Raw genomic sequence first — 21,107 nt, 5'->3', positions numbered from 1 at the left:
GCCAGTGATTCTGGTCAGGTCCTGAAGTTCAATTCGGTGCGGGTGTGTTGTTTGAGAACTGCACAGTGGACGCGAGCATCTTTGTTTGTAAGTGTTTAAGAGCGTACGGTGGATGCCTTGGCACCAGGAGCCGATGAAGGACGTAGGAGGCTGCGATAAGCCTCGGGGAGCTGTCAACCGAGCTGAGATCCGAGGATTTCCGAATGGGGAAACCCAGCACGAGTGATGTCGTGTTACCCGCATCTGAATATATAGGGTGTGTGGAGGGAACGTGGGGAAGTGAAACATCTCAGTACCCACAGGAAGAGAAAACAATAGTGATTCCGTGAGTAGTGGCGAGCGAAAGCGGATGAGGCTAAACCAGGAGCATGTGATAGACGGCAGTTGTTGTGTTCTTGGGGTTGTGGGGCTCACTTTCTCGATTCTGCCGAGTCGAGCGACAGTCAGAAAAGTGCGTGTTAGTCGAAGTGGTCTGGAACGGCCCGCCATAGACGGTGATAGTCCGGTAGGTGAAAATGCGTGCTCTGTTGTAGTGGGTGCCCGAGTAGCAGCGGGCCCGTGAAATCTGCTGTGAATCTGCCGGGACCACCCGGTAAGCCTGAATACTCCCTGGTGACCGATAGCGGACTAGTACCGTGAGGGAAAGGTGAAAAGTACCCCGGGAGGGGAGTGAAATAGTACCTGAAACCGTGCGCTTACAATCCGTCAGGGCCTGCGAGTGACTTTGTTGCTGTGGGTGATGGCGTGCCTTTTGAAGAATGAGCCTGCGAGTTAGTGGCATGTGGCGAGGTTAACCCGTGTGGGGTAGCCGTAGCGAAAGCGAGTCCGAATAGGGCGTTTGAGTCGCGTGTTCTAGACCCGAAGCGGAGTGATCTACCCATGGCCAGGGTGAAGCGACGGTAAGACGTCGTGGAGGCCCGAACCCACTTAGGTTGAAAACTGAGGGGATGAGCTGTGGGTAGGGGTGAAAGGCCAATCAAACTCCGTGATAGCTGGTTCTCCCCGAAATGCATTTAGGTGCAGCGTCACGTGTTTCACACCGGAGGTAGAGCTACTGGATGGTCTAGGGGGCCTACAAGCTTACCGAAATCAGCCAAACTCCGAATGCCGGTGTGTGAGAGCGTGGCAGTGAGACTGCGGGGGATAAGCTTCGTAGTCGAGAGGGAAACAGCCCAGATCGCCGGCTAAGGCCCCTAAGCGTGTACTAAGTGGAAAAGGATGTGGAGTCGCGAAGACAACCAGGAGGTTGGCTTAGAAGCAGCCATCCTTGAAAGAGTGCGTAATAGCTCACTGGTCAAGTGATTCTGCGCCGACAATGTAGCGGGGCTCAAGTACACCGCCGAAGCCGCGGCATTCACACAATACATCCGCCATAGATTACGGTTTGTGGTGCAGTGGTGTGGATGGGTAGGGGAGCGTCCTACAGCCATGGAAGCAGCAGCGTGAGCTAGTTGTGGAGGCTGTGGGAGTGAGAATGCAGGCATGAGTAGCGAAAGACGAGTGAGAAACTCGTCCGCCGAATGACCAAGGGTTCCTGGGCCAGGTTAATCCGCCCAGGGTGAGTCGGGACCTAAGGCGAGGCCGACAGGCGTAGTCGATGGACAACGGGTTGATATTCCCGTACCCGTGTATCCGCGCCCAATGGCGAATCAGTGGTGCTAAGTATCCAAAAGCGGACCTATCACCTTCGGGTGAAGAGAAGTGGCTGCATACGACCCCTGCTGTAGTAGTCAAGCGATGGGGTGACGCAGGAAGGTAGCTGGGCCAGGTAATGGTTGTCCTGGTGTAAGCCTGTAGGGAGAACGGTAGGTAAATCCGCCGTTCATATATCCTGAGAGGTGATGCGTAGCCGATTGAGGTGAATTCAGTGATCCTATGCTGCCGAGAAAAGCCTCTAGTGAGTTGGTACACGGCCCGTACCCCAAACCGACACAGGTGGTCAGGTAGAGAATACTGAGGCGATCGAGAGAACTGTGGTTAAGGAACTCGGCAAAATGCCCCCGTAACTTCGGGAGAAGGGGGACCATGTCTGGTGAACGGATTTACTCCGGGAGCTGGGGGTGGTCGCAGAGACCAGAGAGAAGCGACTGTTTACTAAAAACACAGGTCCGTGCGAAGTCGTAAGACGATGTATACGGACTGACGCCTGCCCGGTGCCGGAAGGTTAAGAGGACCGGTTAGCCAGTAATGGCGAAGCTGAGAATTTAAGCCCCGGTAAACGGCGGTGGTAACTATAACCATCCTAAGGTAGCGAAATTCCTTGTCGGGTAAGTTCCGACCTGCACGAATGGCGTAACGACTTCTCTGCTGTCTCAACCACAGACTCGGCGAAATTGCATTACGAGTAAAGATGCTCGTTACGCGCGGCAGGACGAAAAGACCCCGGGACCTTCACTATAGCTTGGTATTGGTGTTCGGTACGGTTTGTGTAGGATAGGTGGGAGACTGTGAAGCGGGCACGCCAGTGTTTGTGGAGTCATCGTTGAAATACCACTCTGATCGTATTGGACCTCTAACCTCGGGCCATGATCTGGTTCAGGGACAGTGCCTGGTGGGTAGTTTAACTGGGGCGGTTGCCTCCTAAAATGTAACGGAGGCGCCCAAAGGTTCCCTCAGCCTGGTTGGCAATCAGGTGTCGAGTGCAAGTGCACAAGGGAGCTTGACTGTGAGAGTGACAGCTCGAGCAGGGACGAAAGTCGGGACTAGTGATCCGGCACCGGCAAGTGGAAGCGGTGTCGCTCAACGGATAAAAGGTACCCCGGGGATAACAGGCTGATCTTCCCCAAGAGTCCATATCGACGGGATGGTTTGGCACCTCGATGTCGGCTCGTCGCATCCTGGGGCTGGAGTAGGTCCCAAGGGTTGGGCTGTTCGCCCATTAAAGCGGCACGCGAGCTGGGTTTAGAACGTCGTGAGACAGTTCGGTCTCTATCCGCCGCGCGCGTCAGAAACTTGAGGAAGGCTGTCCCTAGTACGAGAGGACCGGGACGGACGAACCTCTGGTGTGCCAGTTGTCCTGCCAAGGGCACTGCTGGTTAGCTACGTTCGGAAGGGATAACCGCTGAAAGCATCTAAGCGGGAAGCCTGTTCCAAGATGAGGTTTCTCACCACCTTCGAGTGGTTAAGGCCCCCTACAGACCATGGGGTTGATAGGCCAGAACTGGAAGCCCGGTAACGGGTGTAGGTGACTGGTACTAATCGGCCGAGGACTTACCAACGAAGAAGCTACGCGTCCACTGTGCGGTATCTGAAACAACACACAGACACTGCAGCAGACGGTTCGTGAGGGTTTATGCCCTCGGGGACTCGTCGCGTTGTTGTGTGGATAGTTTCATAGAGTTACGGCGGCTATAGCGGTGGGGAAACGCCCGGTCCCATTCCGAACCCGGAAGCTAAGGCCACCAGCGCCGATGGTACTGCACTCGACAGGGTGTGGGAGAGTAGGACACCGCCGGAACATCCTTCACGATAGGGGACCCAGAACTGGGTCCCCTATCGTCGTTTTTGCACCTATATCTATGCCGTGTTCGGGCCCGACTGCCGACACGTGATTGAATTCAGGGGTTCGACAACCTCTGGCGGAACCTAGAAAGGGGCCACCGTGTCGGAACAGAACGACGGCCGGAAGTCTTTCCGGCAGGACGGTCCCGACCGCGATCGAGGCGGCGACTCTCGCGGCTCTTCCGACCGAGGTGATTCCGGTGAACGGCGTGGCTTCAAACGCAGCGACTCGACCCGGAGTGGTTCGAACGACCGCGGCGACTTCAACCGCCGCAACGATTCCAATGATCGCAGTTCCGGCGACCGCGGTGGTTTCAAGCGCAGCGGGTCCGGCGAGCGTGGTGACTCCGGTAGCCGTGGCGGCTACAACCGGGGTGCCGATGATCGCGGAGGTTTCAACCGCGGCGGCGGCCGTGGCGGTTTCGAGCGCGGCGACGCCGGTCGGCGTGATGATTCCGGCGAGCGTGGTTTCAACCGTGGTGGTTCGGGTGAGCGCGGCGGATTCAAGCGCTCCGGTGATTCCGCCGACAGAGGTGGTTTCAACCGTGGCGGCTCGGACGACCGCGGCGGCTTCAACCGCAGTGGTGATTCGGGCCGACGCGGCGATGCGGGCGATCGGGGCGGATTCAGCCGGGGTGGCTCCGGCGATCGCGGCCGTTTCGATCGGGGCGATTCCAGTGAGCGTGGCGGTTTCACCCGAGGCGGTGATTCCAGCGAGCGCCGTGGCTTCAAACGTGGCGGCGATTCGGGTCAGCGCGGTGATTCCGGCGATCGAAGTGGCTTCGGCCGCAGTGGTTCTGGTGACCGTGGTGGTTCCAGCCGTGGTTCCGGCGATCGCGGTGGCTTCAGCCGCGGCGGTTCGAGCGATCGCGGCGGTTTCAACCGTGCTGACTCGGGCGATCGCGGTGGGTTCCGCCGTGGCGACACGGGGGAGCGCGGCGGGGTCGGCCGTGGTGGCAGCGGTGAGCGCGGGGGTTTCAAGCGTGGTGGCGAATCGAGTCAGCGCGGCGACGTGAACGAAGGCACCGGGTTCAAGCGACGCGATGACGCCGGCCAGCGCGGTGGTTTCAACCGTGGCGGTGACTCCGGTGAGCGCGGCGGCTGGACCCGCGGCGACGACGCGCAGGATCGCCGTCGTGGCGGCGAGGGCGCGCGTGCCGGGGGCGGTTCTGCTGATCGACGCGCGGCGCGTCCCGAAGAGCCGGATCTGCCCGATGATGTCCAGGCCGCCGACCTCGAAACCGAGGTGCGTCGCGACCTGCTGAGTCTGGACAAGAGCAATGCCGAAACGGTCGCCCGGCATCTCGTAATGGCGGCCCGGCTCATCGACGATGATCCGCGTCTCGCTTTGGCTCATGCACGAGCCGCCCGCCAACGCGCTGGCCGCATTGCAGTGGTCCGCGAAACCGCGGGCGTCACCGCGTATCACGCAGGCGAGTGGGCCGAGGCCCTCTCCGAATTGCGTACGGCCCGCCGGATGTCCGGCGGTTCCGGTCTGCTCGCCGTCATGGCCGACTGTGAACGCGGCCTCGGCCGCCCCGAACGCGCCATCGAACTGGGCCGCAGCGACGAGGCCCGCGCCCTGCGCGGTGACGAGGCCACCGAACTCCGCATCGTGGTCGCTGGCGCCCGCATGGACCTCGGCCAATACGACCAGGCCGTAGTCACCCTGCAGACCTCGGAACTCGACCCCTCCCGCACCGGCTCCGCCGCCGCCCGTCTCTTTTACGCCTACGCCGACGCCCTGGTCGCCGCAGGCCGCACCGCCGAGGGCCTAACCTGGTTCCTCAACGCGGCCTCCGCCGACCTCGACGGTGAAACAGATGCCGAAGAGCGTGCCGAGGAACTAACCGGCGACACCGACCTATAGGCACAGCGGCTGGGACCGACACCGAGGAGTTCGTCGACTCAGGCCGCAAGTGCAGGGGTCGGACAGCCGACAAGAGGGTATGGAATACGCGGGTGCAGGTGCCCGGGTCTTGTCGGAAGAGGCGGCACAGTCTCGCGATGGGCGCGCTCGTCCAGCGAAGGCGTGGCTTCTGAGATTGCGCCGCGGCCCGCCGGATATCCGGCGGTTCTGGTGGCTCGTCATCATCGCTGACTGCGAACATCGCGCAACTCGCTGGCTAGGCGATATCGCACATCGCACTGTCAATTCGAACGCGGGCTCGGAATGGGTTTGCGGCATACGGTCGGTCGACGCCGTCATATTCCTGTCGGCGGGCTGGCGTAGGGTTCGGGAAGGTGTCGGTCGGTTACATGGAGTGAGAGTGGTGTGAAGCGGCTACGAGAGCGGTATGAAGCCCTGCTGCTGGATCTGGACGGCACGCTGTATCGCGGGCCGGAGGTGATCCAGGGCGCGCCGGGGGCGTTGGCGGATTCCGATGCGGCACAGCGGCTTGTATATGTCACGAACAATGCGAGTCGCGGTCCGGATGTGGTCGCGCGGCATTTGGCCGAGCTCGGGTTTGCGGCGGAAACCGATGATGTGGTGACCAGTGCGCAGGCGGCGGCACGGTTATTGGCTGAGCGGCTCGATTCCGGGGCAACGGTGTTGATCGTCGGCACCGATGACCTGGCCAAAGAGGTCGAAGCGGTCGGGCTGCGTTCGATCCGGCGCTTCAATGGCGCCGCACCAGATGCTGTCGTACAAGGACATTCGCCCGAAACCGCGTGGCCGGATCTGGCCGAGGCGGCCTACGCGCTGAGCGCCGACGCACTGTGGGTTGCCGCCAATACCGATAAGACGCTGCCGAACGAGCGTGGCCTCGCGCCCGGCAACGGCGCCATGGTCGCCGCATTGCGTGCCGCCTCCGGCAGGGAACCGGTGGTAGCGGGCAAGCCCTATGCGCCACTATTGGAGGACGCCCTGGTGCGCGCCGGAACGCGCAGCGCGCTGGTCGTGGGTGACCGCCTGGACACAGATATCGAGGGCGCCAACCGCGTCGGCCTCGAATCGCTGCTGGTCCTGACCGGCGTGAGCACCCTCGACGAACTACGCGACGCCCCGGCGGACCTGATCCCGACCTACGTCGCGGAGTCATTGGACGCACTGAATCATCCGCCGGTCGAGGACGAGGTGACCGACCTCGGCGACGACTTGGCGGAACGCTTACGCCGTAACCCGGGACGAGCCGTAAGGGTGCAGGCGGCCGGTTCGGAAATCCGATAGCGTTGACCCCACGATGACTACTCCGATGCCACGCCCCAACGGACCCGGCTCGAATGGACCGCGCCCCGGGCCGCCGCTGCCCGGCCAGCATCTGCCGGGTGCACAGGGACGCCCGGAGCCTGCCGACCCCGCGCGGATCCGCGCCGAGATCGACGGTCTGCTCGCCGAACTCGACGCGCGTCCGGCCTGGGCCGGCCTGGCGGCGCCCCCGCCGACGGCCTCCGATTCCGGCGTCGATATCACCCGGCGCGCCCGCATCCTGGAACAGGCACATGAGGTGCTCGTACAGGCACTGGCCACGGTGGACAAGATCTGAGGTGGCCAGGCGCGCGCGGGTGGACGCCGAACTGGTTCGCCGCGGATTGGCGCGATCGCGTGAACATGCGGTCGAGCTGATCGGTGCGGGCCGCGTCCTGATTGCTGGAACTGTCGCTGTGAAGCCTGCGACTGCTGTGGAGACCGGCACGCCGTTGGTCGTGCGCGAGGAGCCCGACGAGGTGTCGTGGGCGTCGCGCGGTGCGCATAAGCTGCTCGGCGCGCTCGAAGCTTTCGAACCCCTGGGCTTGACCGTCGGCGGGAAGCGCTGCCTGGATGCCGGTGCGTCGACGGGTGGCTTCACCGACGTACTGCTCTCCAGGCAGGCGCGTGAGGTTGTCGCCGTCGATGTCGGCTACGGCCAGCTGATCTGGCGGCTGCAGAACGACGACAGGGTGCAAGTTTTCGATCGCACCAATGTTCGCGCCATCACCCCCGAATCCATCGGCGGCACCGTCGAACTGGTTGTCGGCGATCTGTCGTTCATCTCACTGAATCTGGTGCTGCCCGCCCTCGCTGCCTGCTCCGCACCGGGTGCCGACCTGTTGCCTATGGTCAAACCCCAGTTCGAGGTGGGCAAGGAGCGAGTAGGCTCCGGCGGTGTGGTGCGTGATCCCGCATTGCGCGCGGAAGTGGTGCGCGATGTCGCGGCGGCGGCCGCCGAATTGGGCTTGCGCACCGTCGGGGTGGTGGCCAGCCCGCTGCCCGGCCCATCGGGCAATGTCGAATACTTTGTGTGGCTGCGTAAAGACGGGCAGTTCGAGTACGACGGCGAGCAGGTCGCGGCGCTTGTCGAACGTGCGGTTGAGGAGGGTCCACAGTGAACGCGCTGACGCCGGTCGAATCCAGAGAGATTCTGCTGGTTTCGCATCCGGGCCGGGCGGAGATCATCGAAACCGCTCATCGTGTCGCGAAGATTTTCGCCGACGCGGGTATCGGGCTGCGCGTGCTCGCGGACGAGGCGGACAGCACCCGATTCGACTGTGAGCCCGACACCCCGGGCGGGACGGCCGTCGCGGAACCGGGCGGATATCCGGCGCGCGTGGTCGAGCACTGCCCGGACGCGGCGGTCGGCTGCGAGATGGTGCTTTCGCTCGGCGGTGACGGCACCTTCCTGCGCGCGGCCGAACTGGCCAGGCCGGCGGGGGTGCCGGTACTCGGAATCAACCTGGGCCGCATCGGTTTCCTCACCGAGGCCGAGGCCGAACACCTCGATGAGGCATTGGCGAGCGTGGTCCGCGGCGATTACCGACTCGAGCATCGGATGACCATCGATGTGAACGTCCGGGTGGACGACGAGATCGTCGAAACCGGTTGGGCGCTCAATGAAGCCAGTATCGAGAACGCCTCGCGCATGGGTGTGCTGGAGGTGGTCCTCGAGGTCGACGGGCGGCCGGTTTCGCAGTTCGGTTGCGATGGCATCCTCATCTCCACACCGACCGGATCGACAGCCTACGCGTTCTCCGCGGGCGGCCCGGTGGTGTGGCCCGAACTCGAAGCGCTGCTGGTGATTCCGAGCAATGCGCACGCCCTGTTCGCACGGCCGCTGGTGACCAGTCCGGAGTCCAGGATCGCGGTCGAATCCGTTGCGGCGGGCCATGATGCGATAGTTTTCCTGGATGGCAGGCGCACCCTGGCATTGCCGAAGGGCGGTCGGCTCGAGGCGGTCCGCGGCGCCGAACCGGTGCGGTGGGTGCGGTTGGATTCCGCACCGTTCGCGGACCGGATGGTGCGCAAATTCCAATTGCCCGTGACAGGCTGGCGTGGCCGACGGCGAACGGAGATCACACGTGCTGACAGAGATCAGGATTGACGGGCTTGGCGTCATATCCACGGCCACCGCGCAATTCCATGAGGGTCTGACGGTTCTGACCGGTGAGACCGGCGCCGGTAAGACCATGGTGGTGACCAGCCTGCACCTGCTCAGCGGTGCGCGGGCCGATGCGGGCCGTGTCCGGTTGGGTGCGGACCGGGCCGTGGTCGAGGGGCGCTTCACCGTCGATGAGGTGAATACCACCGCGCAGAAGCAAGTGCAGGAAGTCCTGGAATCGGCTGCGGCCGAACGCGATGACGACGGCAGCATCATCGCGATCCGCACCGTCGGCAGCGACGGACGCTCCCGCGCACACCTGGGTGGGCGCGGCGTACCCGCCTCCGTCCTCGCCGATTTCACCGCGCCGTTGCTGACCGTGCACGGTCAGAACGACCAGCTGCGCCTGCAGCGTCCGGATCAGCAGCTGTCCGCGCTGGATCAGTTCGCCGCCGATAGTGTCGGTTCGCTGCTGCGTAAGTACCAGGTGCAGCGGCGGTCCTGGCTCGACGCCCGCACTGAGCTGCTCGAACGTACCGCGCGCAGTAGGGAACTCGCGTTGGAGGCCGACCGGCTGAAGCATTCGCTGTCCGAAATCGATGCCATCGCACCGGAACCCGGCGAGGATGAGCGCATCGTGGACGAGGTGCGCAGGCTCAGCGATCTGGATTCGCTGCGTGAGGCCGCCGCGGTCGCGCACGATGCCTTGGCCGGTCCCGCCGATTCGCCCGAAGACGGTTCGGGCGCACTGGAATTGCTCGGCGCCGCGCGGGCCCGCATCGAATCGGCGCACGATCCGGCGCTGACCGCGCTCGGGCCGCGGCTCGGCGAGGCCATCGCGGTCGTCGTCGATCTCACCACCGAGCTCAGTGGCTATCTTTCGGATTTGCCTTCGGACCCGGGCACATTGGATTCGCTGCTCACCCGGCAGGCTGAGTTGAAATCGCTGACGCGCAAGTACGCACCGGATATCGACGGGGTCATCGCGTGGGCGGATGAGGCGCGCACGCGTCTGGGCTCGCTAGATGTCTCCGAAGAGGCATTGGCCGCGCTGGCGGCGGAGGTGGATATCGCCGCGGACCGCGTTCGGGAAGCGGCACGCAAATTGACTGCGGCGCGCACCAAGTCGGCGGGCAAGCTCGCCTCGGCGGTGAGCGCCGAACTCGGTGGGCTCGCGATGGGTAAGGCGAAGCTCGAGGTCGTGGTGCGGCCGGTGCCCGCGAGCCCGCAGGACTCCGCGCCGCTGACGGTGGACGGGCAGGAATTGCACGCGGGTTCGACCGGTGTCGACGAGGTGGAATTCCGGCTGTCCGCGCATTCCGGTGCGCAGTCGTTGCCGTTGAGCAAGAGCGCATCCGGTGGTGAGTTGTCGCGCGTGATGCTGGCTCTCGAAGTGGTGCTCGCCAGTTCGGATCATGGCGCGACCATGGTGTTCGACGAGGTCGACGCCGGTGTCGGCGGCCGGGCCGCGGTCGAGATCGGCCGCCGACTCGCCCGGCTCGCGCGCACCCATCAGGTGATCGTGGTGACCCACCTGCCGCAGGTCGCGGCATTCGCCGACACCCATCTGGTGGTGGACAAGTCCGATGACGGCAAGGGCAAGGTCAACAGCGGCGTCCGGGCATTGACCAAGGATGAGCGCGTCATCGAATTGGCTCGCATGCTGGCCGGTCTCGATGACACCGAAACCGGCCGCGCCCACGCCGAGGAACTGCTCGAAACCGCTCGCGCCGAACGTGCCCTGGCCTGAGGAGTTCAGCGCAGGGCTTTTTGGGCGCCTTTGATGAACTGGTTGATGAGGTTCTTCAGGCCGAATTCCAGCACCTTCGCGGGGACGGGAAGGCTGGGCTCGGACTCCATCGTGTAGGAGACCAGGGTGCCGTTATCGGTGTCGGTGAAGGTGATGGTGCCGACGTGCCGCTTCACCGGCGCACCCTTGATGATCTTGTATTCCATGAGTTCGCCGGGGACCAGCTTGGTGGTCTCCTCGACGATGCCGACGCCGGCCTTGCCGATGAAGTACTGCGCGCCGACCCCCGTCGGGGTGGGCGAGCCCGGGGTCTTCAGGGTGAAGTCGACCGGGATGTACGGGTTGATGCCATCCCGCTCGGTGAAGAATTTGTAGACGACATCGCGCGGTGCCGCGATCACGGCGTCGACGGTACTGCTGACCATGATGACTCCTATTCGGGATATCTGTGACCCGCAGCATACGGGTACTTGCTGGCGCGCTCTCGGCGCGGCGTGGTGTTCGTGTTATCACAGTGACGAATGTGATAGGTGATACGGCGCGCCTCCACCAATGGTTGAGGGTTTGCGGACAGGATCGGCCCCATGAAGATGTTGGCGTTGTTGTCGAAGAGCACCGAAGCGCTGCCCGGATTGACCGGGACAGCTCGGGTTGACCGCAACACCAGGCGTCTGCTGAAGCGGGTCGGGCCCGGTGATGTCGTAATACTCGATGAGATGGATCTGGATCGGCTCACCGCCGATCAGTTGGTCGAGGCGGGTGTGGTCGCGGTGGTGAATACTTCGCCATCGATCTCGGGCCGCTACCCCAATCTGGGGCCGGAAGTGCTGGTCGCCAACGGAATTCTGCTGCTGGACACCGTGAGTTCGGATGCCTTCCGGATCAAGGACGGCGCCAAGGTTCGCATCGATGAGGGCGTCGTCTACTCCGACAAGCTGGTCAAGAAGGAGCCCGAGGTCCTGGTCACGGGCATCGAGCTGACCGAATCCGATGTCGCCGAGCGGATGATCGAGGCGCGCAACGGTCTCGCCGATCATCTCGAGGCCTTTGCGGGCAACACCATCGAATTCATTCGCACCGAGAGTGCGCTGCTCATCGACGGTATCGGGGTGCCGGAGCTCGAGCTCGACATGAAGAATCGGCATGTGGTCGTGGTGGCCGACGGCCCGGAGCACGCCGACGATCTCAAGCGACTGAAGCCCTTCATCAAGGAGTACGCGCCGATCATGGTCGGCGTCGGCCGCGGTGCGGATACCTTGATGAAGCAGGGCTACCGCCCCGATCTGATCGTCGGCGACCCGGACGAAATCACCACCGCCACCTTGAAATCCGGTGCCGAGATGATTCTGCCCGCCGATACCGACGGCCACGCCAAGGGGCTGGAACGCATCCAAGATCTCGGCATCGGCGCGACGACCTTCCCGTCGTCCGGCGCAGCTTCCGACCTGGCCCTGCTGCTGGCCCACCACCATGGCGCATCGCTGATCGTGACCGCAGGCGCCGCCGCCTCGCTGGACGACTTCTTCGACCGCGGCCGTCGCGACAGCAATCCGGCGACCTTCCTCACCCGGCTGAAAATCGGCACCGAACTCATGGATGCCAAGGCCGTCGCCACGCTCTACCGAAACCGGGTGTCCGGCACCGCCATCGCGATGGTCGTACTCGCCGCGCTGGTCGCGGTGATCGTGGCCATGCTCGCCTCGAATATGGGGACCGAGGCGCTGGATTGGGCGGCCGATACCTGGAATCGGTTCGCGCTGTGGGCCGAGGGCCTAGCCGGTGCGGGAGGGACCCGATGATTTCGATTCGGCAGCATGCGGTTTCGATTGTCGCGATCTTCCTGGCCCTTGCCCTCGGTGTGGTGCTCGGGTCGCAGACCGTGGCGGCGGACCTGCTGACCGGATTGCGCGCGGATAAAACGGATCTGCGCAAACAGCTCGATGTGGCCACCGATCAGAACCGGCGGTTCGGCGACGAAATGAATGCCGCGGACCGGTTCATCGCCGGATCGGCGGGGCGGATCCTCGGCGGGACGCTCACCGACCGCAGCGTCGTGGTGTTCACGACCCCCGATGCCGAACCCGCCGATGTCGAGGCCGTCGCGAAGGACCTGGAAACCTCGGGCGCCACCGTGACCGCCCGCATCGCGCTCAACGACGCCTTCCTCGACGCGGCCGAGGGCGACCGGATGCGCACCGCGGTCACCAATGTCATCCCCGCGGGCGCGCAACTGCGCACCGGCCAGGTGGATCAGGGCAGTATGGCGGGCGATCTGCTCGGCCTGGTGCTGCTGCTCGATCCCGTGAGCGCGCAACCGCGCAGCACCCCGCAGGAGTTGAGCCTGGTGCTGGAGACGTTGCGCGGCGGCGGCTTCCTCGCCTACGGCGACACCCCGACGCAGGCCGCGAACCTCGCCGTTGTCGTCACCGGCGATGGCGCGAAGTCCAGCGAGAACAGTCAGGGCAGCAATATCGCCCGGTTCGCCGGCGCCCTGCGTGGTCGCGGTGCGGGGGCGGTGCTGGCGGGCCGATCCGGCGCTGCCGACAATCCGGGCCCGATCGCGATCATTCGTTCCGACGCCGCGCTGGCCACCGCCGTCACCACCGTCGACAATCTCGACCGCGATATCGGCCGCGTCACCACCGTGCTCGGTCTGAGCGAGCAGCTCAACGGCGGCGCGGGCCGATACGGAACCGGCACCAAGGCGACCTCCCTCACACTCGTCGCACTGCCCTCGAGCTGACCCGCCCGACCCGCGATGCCCGGTGCTGCGAACATGGCGCACGGTGCGGATCCGATCGATCGCAGCGACTCGGTGGCAAACGTGCGTGGCGTGTGATCAGACCAGCAATTTCGTGTTACCGTGAAGACCCGTGGGTCATACACGGAATCAGGCGCGAACGGCCACGAAGCACATCTTCGTCAGCGGTGGTGTCGCCTCCTCATTGGGTAAGGGTCTTACCGCCTCCAGCCTCGGTCAGCTGCTGACCGCGCGCGGACTGCGGGTGACCATGCAGAAACTCGACCCGTACTTGAACGTCGATCCGGGCACCATGAATCCGTTCCAGCACGGCGAAGTGTTCGTCACCGAGGACGGCGCGGAGACCGATCTCGATGTCGGCCACTACGAGCGGTTCCTCGACCGGGATCTGTCCCGGGACGCGAATGTGACTACCGGGCAAATCTATTCGTCGGTGATCGCCAAGGAGCGTCGCGGTGAATACCTGGGTGACACGGTGCAGGTTATCCCGCACATCACCGACGAGATCAAGAGTCGCATCCTGGCGATGCAGGGGCCGGATCTACAGGGGCAGGTGCCCGATGTGGTGATCACCGAAATCGGCGGCACCGTCGGCGATATCGAATCGCAGCCCTTTCTCGAGGCCGCGCGCCAGATCCGCCACGATGTGGGCCGGGACAATGTGTTCTTCCTGCACGTATCGCTGGTGCCCTACCTCGCGCCATCGGGTGAGCTCAAGACCAAGCCGACCCAGCACTCGGTGGCCGCACTGCGCAATATCGGTATCCAGCCCGACGCGCTGATCCTGCGTTGCGATCGTGAGGTGCCACAGGCGCTCAAGAGCAAGATCGCGCTGATGTGCGACGTCGATGTGGACGCCTGCATCTCCACGCCGGATGCGCCGTCGATCTACGACATTCCCAAGGTGCTGCACCGTGAAGGGCTTGACGCCTATGTGGTGCGCAGGCTCGGGCTGCCGTTCCGGGATGTGGACTGGACCGTGTGGGGCGATCTGCTGGATCGGGTGCACCAGCCGCGGGAGACGGTCGAGGTCGCACTCGTCGGCAAGTACGTCGATCTGCCCGATGCGTATCTATCGGTGACCGAGGCGTTGCGCGCGGGCGGCTTCGCCTCGCGGGCCAAGGTGAATATCCGCTGGGTGCAGTCGGATGAGTGCGAGACCCCGGCGGGTGCGCAGGCCGCGCTGCGCGATGCGGACGCGGTGCTGATTCCGGGTGGGTTCGGTATCCGTGGCATCGAGGGCAAGGTCGGCGCCATCAAATATGCGCGGACCAGGGGGCTTCCGCTGCTCGGTCTGTGCCTGGGCTTGCAGTGTGTGGTCATCGAAGCCGCGCGCTCGGTCGGTCTGGCCGAAGCGAATTCGGCCGAATTCGAGCCGGATACACCGCATCCGGTGATTTCCACCATGGCCGATCAGAAGGAGATCGTGGCCGGTGAGGCCGATCTCGGCGGCACCATGCGCCTCGGCGCCTACCCGGCGACGCTGCAGAAGGGTTCGGTGGTCGCGCAGGCCTACGGCACCGACCAGGTCTCCGAGCGGCACCGGCATCGCTACGAGGTGAACAACGCCTACCGCGACAAGATCGCCGCCAGCGGTTTGAAATTCAGCGGTACCTCCCCCGACGGACATCTGGTCGAATTCGTCGAGCTGCCTGCGAATAAGCATCCGTTCTTTGTGGCCACCCAGGCGCATCCGGAGCTCAAGAGCCGCCCGACTCGCCCGCATCCACTGTTCGCGGCGCTGATCGCGGCGGCGCTGAAATATAAACTGGCCGAGCGGCTTCCGGTCGATATCCCGGACGAAGAGTTCGCGAACGCAGATCAGGCGTCGTAGATGAGTGATAACGGGGGAGCCCAGCCGGGCAGCCACGACTTCGAGACTGTGGCGAGCAAGACCATGTACAGCGGTGCCATCCTCGCCTTGCGGCTCGACCAGGTGGCAATGCCGGGCGGACGCGTCGTCGAGCGCGAGGTGATCGAACATCATGCGGCGGTTGCGGTTGCGGCCATTGATGATGCCGACAATGTGGTACTGATCAGGCAGTATCGGCATCCGATCGGTCGGCGGCTGCTCGAGCTGCCCGCCGGACTGCTCGATGTGCCCGGCGAGGATCCGCTGGCAGCGGCCAAGCGCGAATTGGCCGAGGAGACCGGACTGGCCGCCAGGGAATGGTCGGTTTTGGTGGATGTCGCGCTGTCGCCCGGATTCACCGATGAGGCGCTGCGGGTGTATGCCGCGCGGGGTCTGTACGAAACCGACCGGCCGGAGCCGGAATTGGAGGAGGCGGACCTGGAATTGGTTCGCCTGCCGGTGGACGAGGCCGTGCGGGCCGCATTGGCCGGTGAGATCGTCAATGCCACGGCGGTCGCCGGGCTGCTCGCGCTCGCGGCTGCCAGGGCGGGCGGGGTGCAGTTGCGTCCGGCCGACGCGCCGTGGCCGGGACAGCCCACCGCATTCCTGCGTCGCAAGGCGCAGCGGCAGTCCGAAGACTGACGGGTCCGGGCGGTGCTCGCGCGGGAGGTGGACGCCTACCTCGATCATCTTGCGGTCGAGCGCGGCGCCGCCCGCAACACCCTCGGTGCGTACCGTCGCGATCTCGACCGGTATCGGGATTTCCTGACCGGGCGCGGGGTTACGGCGCTCGAGCAGGTCTCCGAATCCGATGTCGCGGAGTTCACGATGGTGCTGCGGGCGGGCGGGGACACGCACCCGCCGCTGGCCGCGAGTTCGGTCGCTCGTGCCTTGATCGCGGTGCGCGGGCTGCATCGCTTCGCCGCGGCGGAGGGTATGACGAGTACCGATGTCGCGCATGCGGTGAAGCCGCCGACACCGGGACGTCGATTACCGAAAGCGCTGCCGTACGACGAGGTATTGCGGCTGCTGGAGGCTGCTGGTGGCGGGCCGATCGATGACGCGAACGGGGTCGGAACCGACGGCGGGCCGCGCGGATTGCGCGATCGGGCGCTGCTCGAGCTGCTGTATTCGACCGGGGCGCGGATTTCGGAGATGGTCGGGCTCGATGTGGACGATCTCGATACCGGGGAACGCGCTGTTGTGTTGCACGGCAAGGGCGGCAAGCAGCGCATGGTTCCGATCGGCAGGCCCGCGCTGGCAGCTGTCGACGCCTATCTGGTGCGGGGGCGGCCGGTGCTCGCCGCGAACGGCAAAGGCACTGCGGGCGCGCTGTTTCTGAATGCTCGCGGTGGTCGGTTGTCGCGGCAGAGTGCCTGGCAGGTTTTGCAGACCGCCGCCGAGCGGGCGGGCATCGGGGCCACGGTTTCGCCGCATACGCTGCGTCATTCCTTCGCAACGCATTTGCTCGACGGGGGTGCGGATGTGCGTGTGGTCCAGGAACTTCTGGGACATGCGTCGGTGACAACTACTCAGATCTACACCTTGGTCACTGTGAACACGCTTCGCGAGGTTTGGGCAACCGCTCACCCCCGCGCCCGCTGACCGCTGTGCTCCGGAGACCGCCGCGGAAGAATTGGGACCGTGGTCCGGTTGTGTCGTTATGCCGGGATCGGGTGGTCTCGGCCTACCGACGTGAGGTGAGTTGGATGGCAAAGGCTTTCATCGCTAAGGAGCGCGATGTCGAGGCGGTGGCGCTGCCCGGTGGCGGATCGTTCCAGTTGCTCGAGGACAGCGAGAACACCGATGGGCTGTTCGGAGCGAATCGGCTCGTCCTGCGGGCTGGCGCGGATGGGACCAGGCCGCACCATCACACGAAGTCCACGGAAATCCTCTATGTCCTGGACGGGACCATGGAATTCCTCGTCGACGGCGAACGGCATGCGGTCGCGAAGGGTGGTCTGGTGGTGATTCCGCCGGGTACTGTCCATGCCTTCGGGGCGTCCGCGGACGGTCCCGCCGAGTTCTTCGCGGTACTCACACCGGGTATCGTCCGGTTCGAGCACTTCCGGCAGCTCGGTCGTATCGCTCGGGGTGAGGCGGATTGGGACAGCATGGATGAGCTCCACGATCGGTTCGACGTCCATTTCGACGGTGGACCCGATTGGCGCTAGGGGAGTGGACGCTTGCGCAGGTAAACGCGGGTGTCGCGTGTCCGAGCGTGGGTCTTGCGCTGTCAAGCGGTAGCGTCTATCGAGAGCTGGACCGTACGAAAGCGAGGTCGGGCCTGATCGGCCTCGCTACGCTCGGGCAGAAGATGCCGGAGTGGGCGAAGGCAACGGGCAGGAACGTATAAGGAGCAGCGGATCGTGACGACAGCCGGTGCGGCAGAGCCGCCGATGAGTGCTGGGGCGCAGCCGCTTACGGGTCCCCGGACGGGTCCGTACTCGGCCGCCGCGGCGGAAACGCTGTGGGGCGACGGCGCCGACCCCGTCCCCGAGGATGCGACGCTCGGCCCGACCGGACGCCCGCTGCGTGTCGTGCCCGACCCGCCGCCGGTCGAAAACCACGGTGATGCGCTGATCGTCGCGATGTGCAATCAGAAGGGGGGCGTCGGCAAGACCACCTCGACCATCAACCTGGGCGCCGCGCTCGCGGAGTTCGGTCGGCGGGTGTTGCTGGTCGACCTGGATCCGCAGGGTGCGCTGTCGGCGGGATTGGGTGTGGCCCACCACGATCTCGATCTGACCGTGCACAACCTGCTCATCGGATCCAAGGTCTCGATCGACGATGTCCTGATGGAGACCCGCGTCGAGAATCTGGACCTGCTGCCGAGCAATATCGATCTGTCCGCAGCGGAGATTCAGCTGGTCAATGAGGTCGGCCGGGAGCAGACACTGGGCCGCGCACTGGAATCGGTGCGCGATCGCTACGACTACATCCTCATCGACTGCCAGCCGTCGCTCGGCCTGCTCACGGTGAATGCGCTGGCCTGTTCCGATGGCGTGATCATTCCGATGGAGTGCGAATACTTTTCACTGCGCGGACTTGCCTTGCTCAACGACACCGTAGAGAAGGTGCGGGACCGCTTGAACCAGCGCCTGAGCCTGTACGGCATCGTTGTGACCATGTTCGATGCGCGGCTACTACATTCGCGCCAGGTCATGGCGCGCGTCGTCGAAGTGTTCGGCGACCTGGTGTACGACACGGCGATCGCGCGCACCGTACGTTTTCCCGACGCCAGCGTCGCGGGTGAACCCATCACCACGTGGGCACCGAAATCCAGTGGGGCCGAAGCATATCGGGCGATGGCGCGGGAAGTCATCCACCGGTCCGGCCGGTGATCGGCGGTACGGAACCGGCGCCATCGACGAACACGGATACGCTCGGCTCGGAGTCTGATGAGTTCGTCGATCGGGACTCCGGCGCCGGGCGTGCCGCGTCGGCTGCGAACGACTCGGCCGCGGATGATCCGCCCGGTAGACCTGGCGGCGAGAGCGAGCCGACGGCCCAGACCTCCGGGTTCCAGCTGCGGCTGAGCAACTTCCAAGGGCCGTTCGATCTGCTGCTGAATCTGATCAGTTCGCGCAAGCTCGATGTCACCGAGGTCGCGTTGCATCAGGTGACCGACGAATTCATTGCCTACACAAAGGCGTTGACCGCCAGCATCGGGCAGCAGGCATTGCGTGCGGACAAGATCCTCGATCAGACCACCGAATTCCTTGTCGTCGCGGCGACATTGCTGGACCTCAAGGCGGCGCGATTGCTTCCGTCCGGTGAGGTGACCGACACCGAGGATCTCGAACTGCTCGAGGCACGCGATCTTCTCTTCGCCCGGCTGCTGCAGTACCGCGCGTTCAAACAGGTCGCCGAACTGCTCGGGGAACTGGAGGCGGTCGCGTTGCGGCGCTATCCGCGCGCGGTCGGGCTGGAGGAGCGCTACGCCGACCTGCTGCCCGAGGTTACGCTGGGAGTTGACGCAAACCAGTTCGCCGCGATCGCCGCGACGGCCTTCCGGCCTCGCCCGGCGCCGCGGGTCGGACTCGACCACCTGCACCAGCACGCCTTCTCGGTCGCCGAACAGGCTGCGCTCGTGCTCGAACAGCTCAAACTGCGCGGACCGGGCGGCTGGACGACCTTCGGCGAACTGGTCGCCGACTGTGATGTGCCGATCCAGATCGTCGCCCGCTTCCTCGCATTGCTCGAGCTGTACCGGGGCAAGACGATCGAGTTCGACCAACCCGACCCGCTCGGCCCGCTCTCGATCAGCTGGACCGGCGACCCCAAGGACGAGACCGCCGACACCGTGACCATCGAGGAGGACTACGGGTGAGTGAGCGCACCGACGATGCGACACCCGTCGAGCACACCGGCATCGAGCACGACACCGGGGTCGTGGGCGAGCAGGTCGACGGTGGTGATCGTACAGTCGCCGCGCGGAGTGGCGATGCGGCGGAATCGAGCGACGAGGCGGCATCTTCGAGTGATGAGAGCATCGAAGGCGCCGCGGATGCGAATGTGTTAGGAACCGACGGTCGTGCGGCGCTGAGTTCGAGCGGCGGTGTCGCGGTGGGTGCGAGCGCCGCAGAATCGAGCGTCGACAAGGCGGCGTCTAGTGGGCGCGATGAGTTCATCGAGGACGCCGCAGATGCTTGCACGCCAGGATTCGACGGCAATGCGGCGAATTCGAGCGGTGATGACGCCTGCGATGCGGCGATTTCGGGCGAGCTGGAAGCACCGGCTGTAAGCGGTCGAATCGACCCGGATTCCTCGAGCCAGGTCGAGCCGAGCCTCAGCGGGCAGGCATCGGGTGGAGTCGAAGGCGTCGCGGGGCGCACTGATACGACGCCGACGAGCAGTGGAGGCGAGGAGCCCGCAGCTTCGGCCGGTGCGACCGAGGCCGTGAGCAGTCCGATCGTCGACGGCGATTCCTCCGGCACAGCCGAGCCGAGCGTCAGCGAGCAGGTGGCGCCGAGCATGGAGGATGGCGACGGCCTTGCTGGCGGACCGAGTGAGACGCGGCTGGGAAGTGGTAGGGACGAGGCCCGAGCTTCTGTAAGTGCGACGAAGACGGCACGTGCGACGAAGAACAAAAGAGATGTCGCCGCCGGCTCCGAAGACGAAGTGGCGGAGTTCACGCCCGAACCGCTGGATGACGGTGAATTCCGGTCGGCGTTGGAGGCGATGCTGCTCATTGTGGACGCTCCGGCCCCGGTAGAACTGCTGGCCGACGCGTTGCAGGACAAACCGGCGCGGGTGGAGCGGGCGCTGCACGAAATGGCCGCGGAACTGTCCGCGCGGGCCAGTGGCATCGATCTACGTTTCGTGGGTGACGGGTGGCGCTTCTATACTCGCAGCGAGTATGCGCCGTATGTGGAACGGATGCTGCTCGATGGTGCCCGGTCGAAATTGACCAGGGCCGCTCTGGAAACATTGGCGGTGGTGGCATACCGCCAACCGGTGACCCGGACCAGGGTCAGCGCGGTGCGCGGCGTGAACGTCGACGGTGTGATGCGAACCCTGCTGGCTCGCGGATTGATCGCCGAGGCCGGGGTCGACCCGGAAACGAACGGCACGCAGTACTGCACGACCGAACTGTTCCTGGAGCGGATCGGACTCGCATCGCTGTCCGATCTGCCGCCACTGGCGCCCCTGCTGCCGGGCGTCGACCTGATCGACGAGATCAACGAGAGCCTGGACACGGACCCCCGTTACACCAGGTTGAAGAAATCCGCCGAGACCGATTTGGATCTCGGTACCGAAGAAGACTGACAGGACAACATGAATACGCCCGCTCGCCGAGATGGCACACCGGATCGTAGGAACAGAAGCGACCAGCCCACCAGGGGCGGCGCAGGCCGAAACGCACGCGATATGCGTTCGGCGCAACGGGGAAGTACGCAGCGTGGGGCCGCATGGGGCGGTTCCGAGCGCGGCTCCTCGCAA

Annotated in this window: 15 protein-coding genes, 2 rRNA genes and 1 pseudogene; 17 read left to right on the top strand and 1 reads right to left on the bottom strand. The window is 64.7% G+C overall.

Features of this window, described 5'->3' with window-relative positions:
- Positions 1-85: 85 nt before the first annotated feature.
- The 8 genes and pseudogenes from ACQPZ2_RS31065 to recN all read left to right on the top strand — a co-directional run bounded on the left by ACQPZ2_RS31065 (position 86) and on the right by recN (position 10,548).
- A 23S ribosomal RNA gene (locus ACQPZ2_RS31065) occupies positions 86-3,218 on the top strand.
- Between the two features lie 122 nt (positions 3,219-3,340).
- Positions 3,341-3,457 (top strand): 5S ribosomal RNA (rrf, locus tag ACQPZ2_RS31060).
- A gap of 861 nt (positions 3,458-4,318) precedes the next feature.
- Positions 4,319-5,371 (top strand): annotated as a pseudogene (locus ACQPZ2_RS31055) (tetratricopeptide repeat protein); the annotation flags it as partial.
- 405 nt (positions 5,372-5,776) lie between these two features.
- Positions 5,777-6,673, top strand: coding sequence for an HAD-IIA family hydrolase (locus tag ACQPZ2_RS31050; protein WP_433521712.1), 897 nt, complete (start codon positions 5,777-5,779; stop codon positions 6,671-6,673).
- Positions 6,674-6,686: 13 nt separating this feature from the next.
- On the top strand, positions 6,687-6,989 hold the full coding sequence (locus ACQPZ2_RS31045) for a hypothetical protein (RefSeq protein ID WP_433521711.1): 303 nt from the start codon (positions 6,687-6,689) through the stop codon (positions 6,987-6,989).
- Between the two features lies 1 nt (position 6,990).
- Positions 6,991-7,812 (top strand): TlyA family RNA methyltransferase, encoded by an 822-nt coding sequence (locus ACQPZ2_RS31040; RefSeq protein ID WP_433521710.1) that lies wholly within the window; start codon positions 6,991-6,993, stop codon positions 7,810-7,812.
- Positions 7,809-8,801, top strand: a complete 993-nt coding sequence (locus ACQPZ2_RS31035) for an NAD kinase (RefSeq protein ID WP_433521709.1) — start codon at positions 7,809-7,811, stop codon at positions 8,799-8,801. The genes ACQPZ2_RS31040 and ACQPZ2_RS31035 overlap by 4 nt, the downstream gene beginning before the upstream one ends.
- On the top strand, positions 8,779-10,548 hold the full coding sequence (gene recN, locus ACQPZ2_RS31030) for a DNA repair protein RecN (protein WP_433521708.1): 1,770 nt from the start codon (positions 8,779-8,781) through the stop codon (positions 10,546-10,548). Before ACQPZ2_RS31035 ends, recN begins: the two co-directional genes overlap by 23 nt.
- Positions 10,549-10,553: 5 nt before the next feature.
- Here recN and ACQPZ2_RS31025 read toward each other — a convergent pair whose 3' ends face one another.
- Positions 10,554-10,973: an SRPBCC family protein gene (locus tag ACQPZ2_RS31025; protein WP_040689356.1), complete on the bottom strand. Its 420-nt coding sequence runs from the start codon at positions 10,971-10,973 to the stop codon at positions 10,554-10,556.
- A 159-nt stretch (positions 10,974-11,132) separates the two neighbouring features.
- Between ACQPZ2_RS31025 and steA the strand changes: the two genes are divergently transcribed.
- The 9 genes from steA to scpB all read left to right on the top strand — a co-directional run bounded on the left by steA (position 11,133) and on the right by scpB (position 20,933).
- The gene (steA, locus tag ACQPZ2_RS31020) at positions 11,133-12,347 is read left to right on the top strand and encodes a putative cytokinetic ring protein SteA (RefSeq protein ID WP_433521707.1); all 1,215 of its coding nucleotides are present in this window, start codon (positions 11,133-11,135) and stop codon (positions 12,345-12,347) included.
- A complete protein-coding gene (locus tag ACQPZ2_RS31015; RefSeq protein WP_433521706.1) occupies positions 12,344-13,291 on the top strand; it encodes a copper transporter in 948 nt (315 codons plus the stop codon). Before steA ends, ACQPZ2_RS31015 begins: the two co-directional genes overlap by 4 nt.
- Positions 13,292-13,421: 130 nt before the next feature.
- Complete coding sequence (locus ACQPZ2_RS31010; RefSeq protein ID WP_433521705.1) at positions 13,422-15,143, top strand: CTP synthase; 1,722 nt, start codon at positions 13,422-13,424, stop codon at positions 15,141-15,143.
- On the top strand, positions 15,144-15,803 hold the full coding sequence (locus ACQPZ2_RS31005) for an NUDIX domain-containing protein (protein WP_433521704.1): 660 nt from the start codon (positions 15,144-15,146) through the stop codon (positions 15,801-15,803).
- Positions 15,804-15,815: 12 nt separating this feature from the next.
- On the top strand, positions 15,816-16,766 hold the full coding sequence (gene xerD, locus ACQPZ2_RS31000) for a site-specific tyrosine recombinase XerD (RefSeq protein WP_433521703.1): 951 nt from the start codon (positions 15,816-15,818) through the stop codon (positions 16,764-16,766).
- 104 nt (positions 16,767-16,870) lie between these two features.
- A complete protein-coding gene (locus tag ACQPZ2_RS30995; protein WP_433521702.1) occupies positions 16,871-17,335 on the top strand; it encodes a cupin domain-containing protein in 465 nt (154 codons plus the stop codon).
- A gap of 195 nt (positions 17,336-17,530) precedes the next feature.
- The gene (locus tag ACQPZ2_RS30990) at positions 17,531-18,505 is read left to right on the top strand and encodes a ParA family protein (protein ID WP_433521701.1); all 975 of its coding nucleotides are present in this window, start codon (positions 17,531-17,533) and stop codon (positions 18,503-18,505) included.
- 185 nt (positions 18,506-18,690) lie between these two features.
- Entirely contained in the window at positions 18,691-19,494 is an 804-nt protein-coding gene (locus ACQPZ2_RS30985) for a segregation and condensation protein A (protein WP_433527565.1), read from the top strand.
- A 791-nt stretch (positions 19,495-20,285) separates the two neighbouring features.
- On the top strand, positions 20,286-20,933 hold the full coding sequence (gene scpB, locus ACQPZ2_RS30980) for an SMC-Scp complex subunit ScpB (RefSeq protein WP_433527564.1): 648 nt from the start codon (positions 20,286-20,288) through the stop codon (positions 20,931-20,933).
- Positions 20,934-21,107: the final 174 nt, after the last annotated feature.

The organism is Nocardia pseudovaccinii (genome assembly GCF_050942345.1).
In the GTDB taxonomy this organism is placed as follows: domain Bacteria; phylum Actinomycetota; class Actinomycetes; order Mycobacteriales; family Mycobacteriaceae; genus Nocardia; species Nocardia pseudovaccinii.
Note: the sequence above shows the minus strand (reverse complement) of the source record. Positions and strands in the feature narration are given on the sequence as shown.

Coding starts and splice junctions, on each gene's coding strand:
- ACQPZ2_RS31045 (WP_433521711.1), top strand. CDS start 6,687: ATGACTACTCCGATGCCACGCCCCAACGGACCCGGCTCGAATGGACCG.
- ACQPZ2_RS31025 (WP_040689356.1), bottom strand. CDS start 10,973: ATGGTCAGCAGTACCGTCGACGCCGTGATCGCGGCACCGCGCGATGTC.
- steA (WP_433521707.1), top strand. CDS start 11,133: ATGAAGATGTTGGCGTTGTTGTCGAAGAGCACCGAAGCGCTGCCCGGA.
- ACQPZ2_RS31015 (WP_433521706.1), top strand. CDS start 12,344: ATGATTTCGATTCGGCAGCATGCGGTTTCGATTGTCGCGATCTTCCTG.
- ACQPZ2_RS31005 (WP_433521704.1), top strand. CDS start 15,144: ATGAGTGATAACGGGGGAGCCCAGCCGGGCAGCCACGACTTCGAGACT.
- ACQPZ2_RS30995 (WP_433521702.1), top strand. CDS start 16,871: ATGGCAAAGGCTTTCATCGCTAAGGAGCGCGATGTCGAGGCGGTGGCG.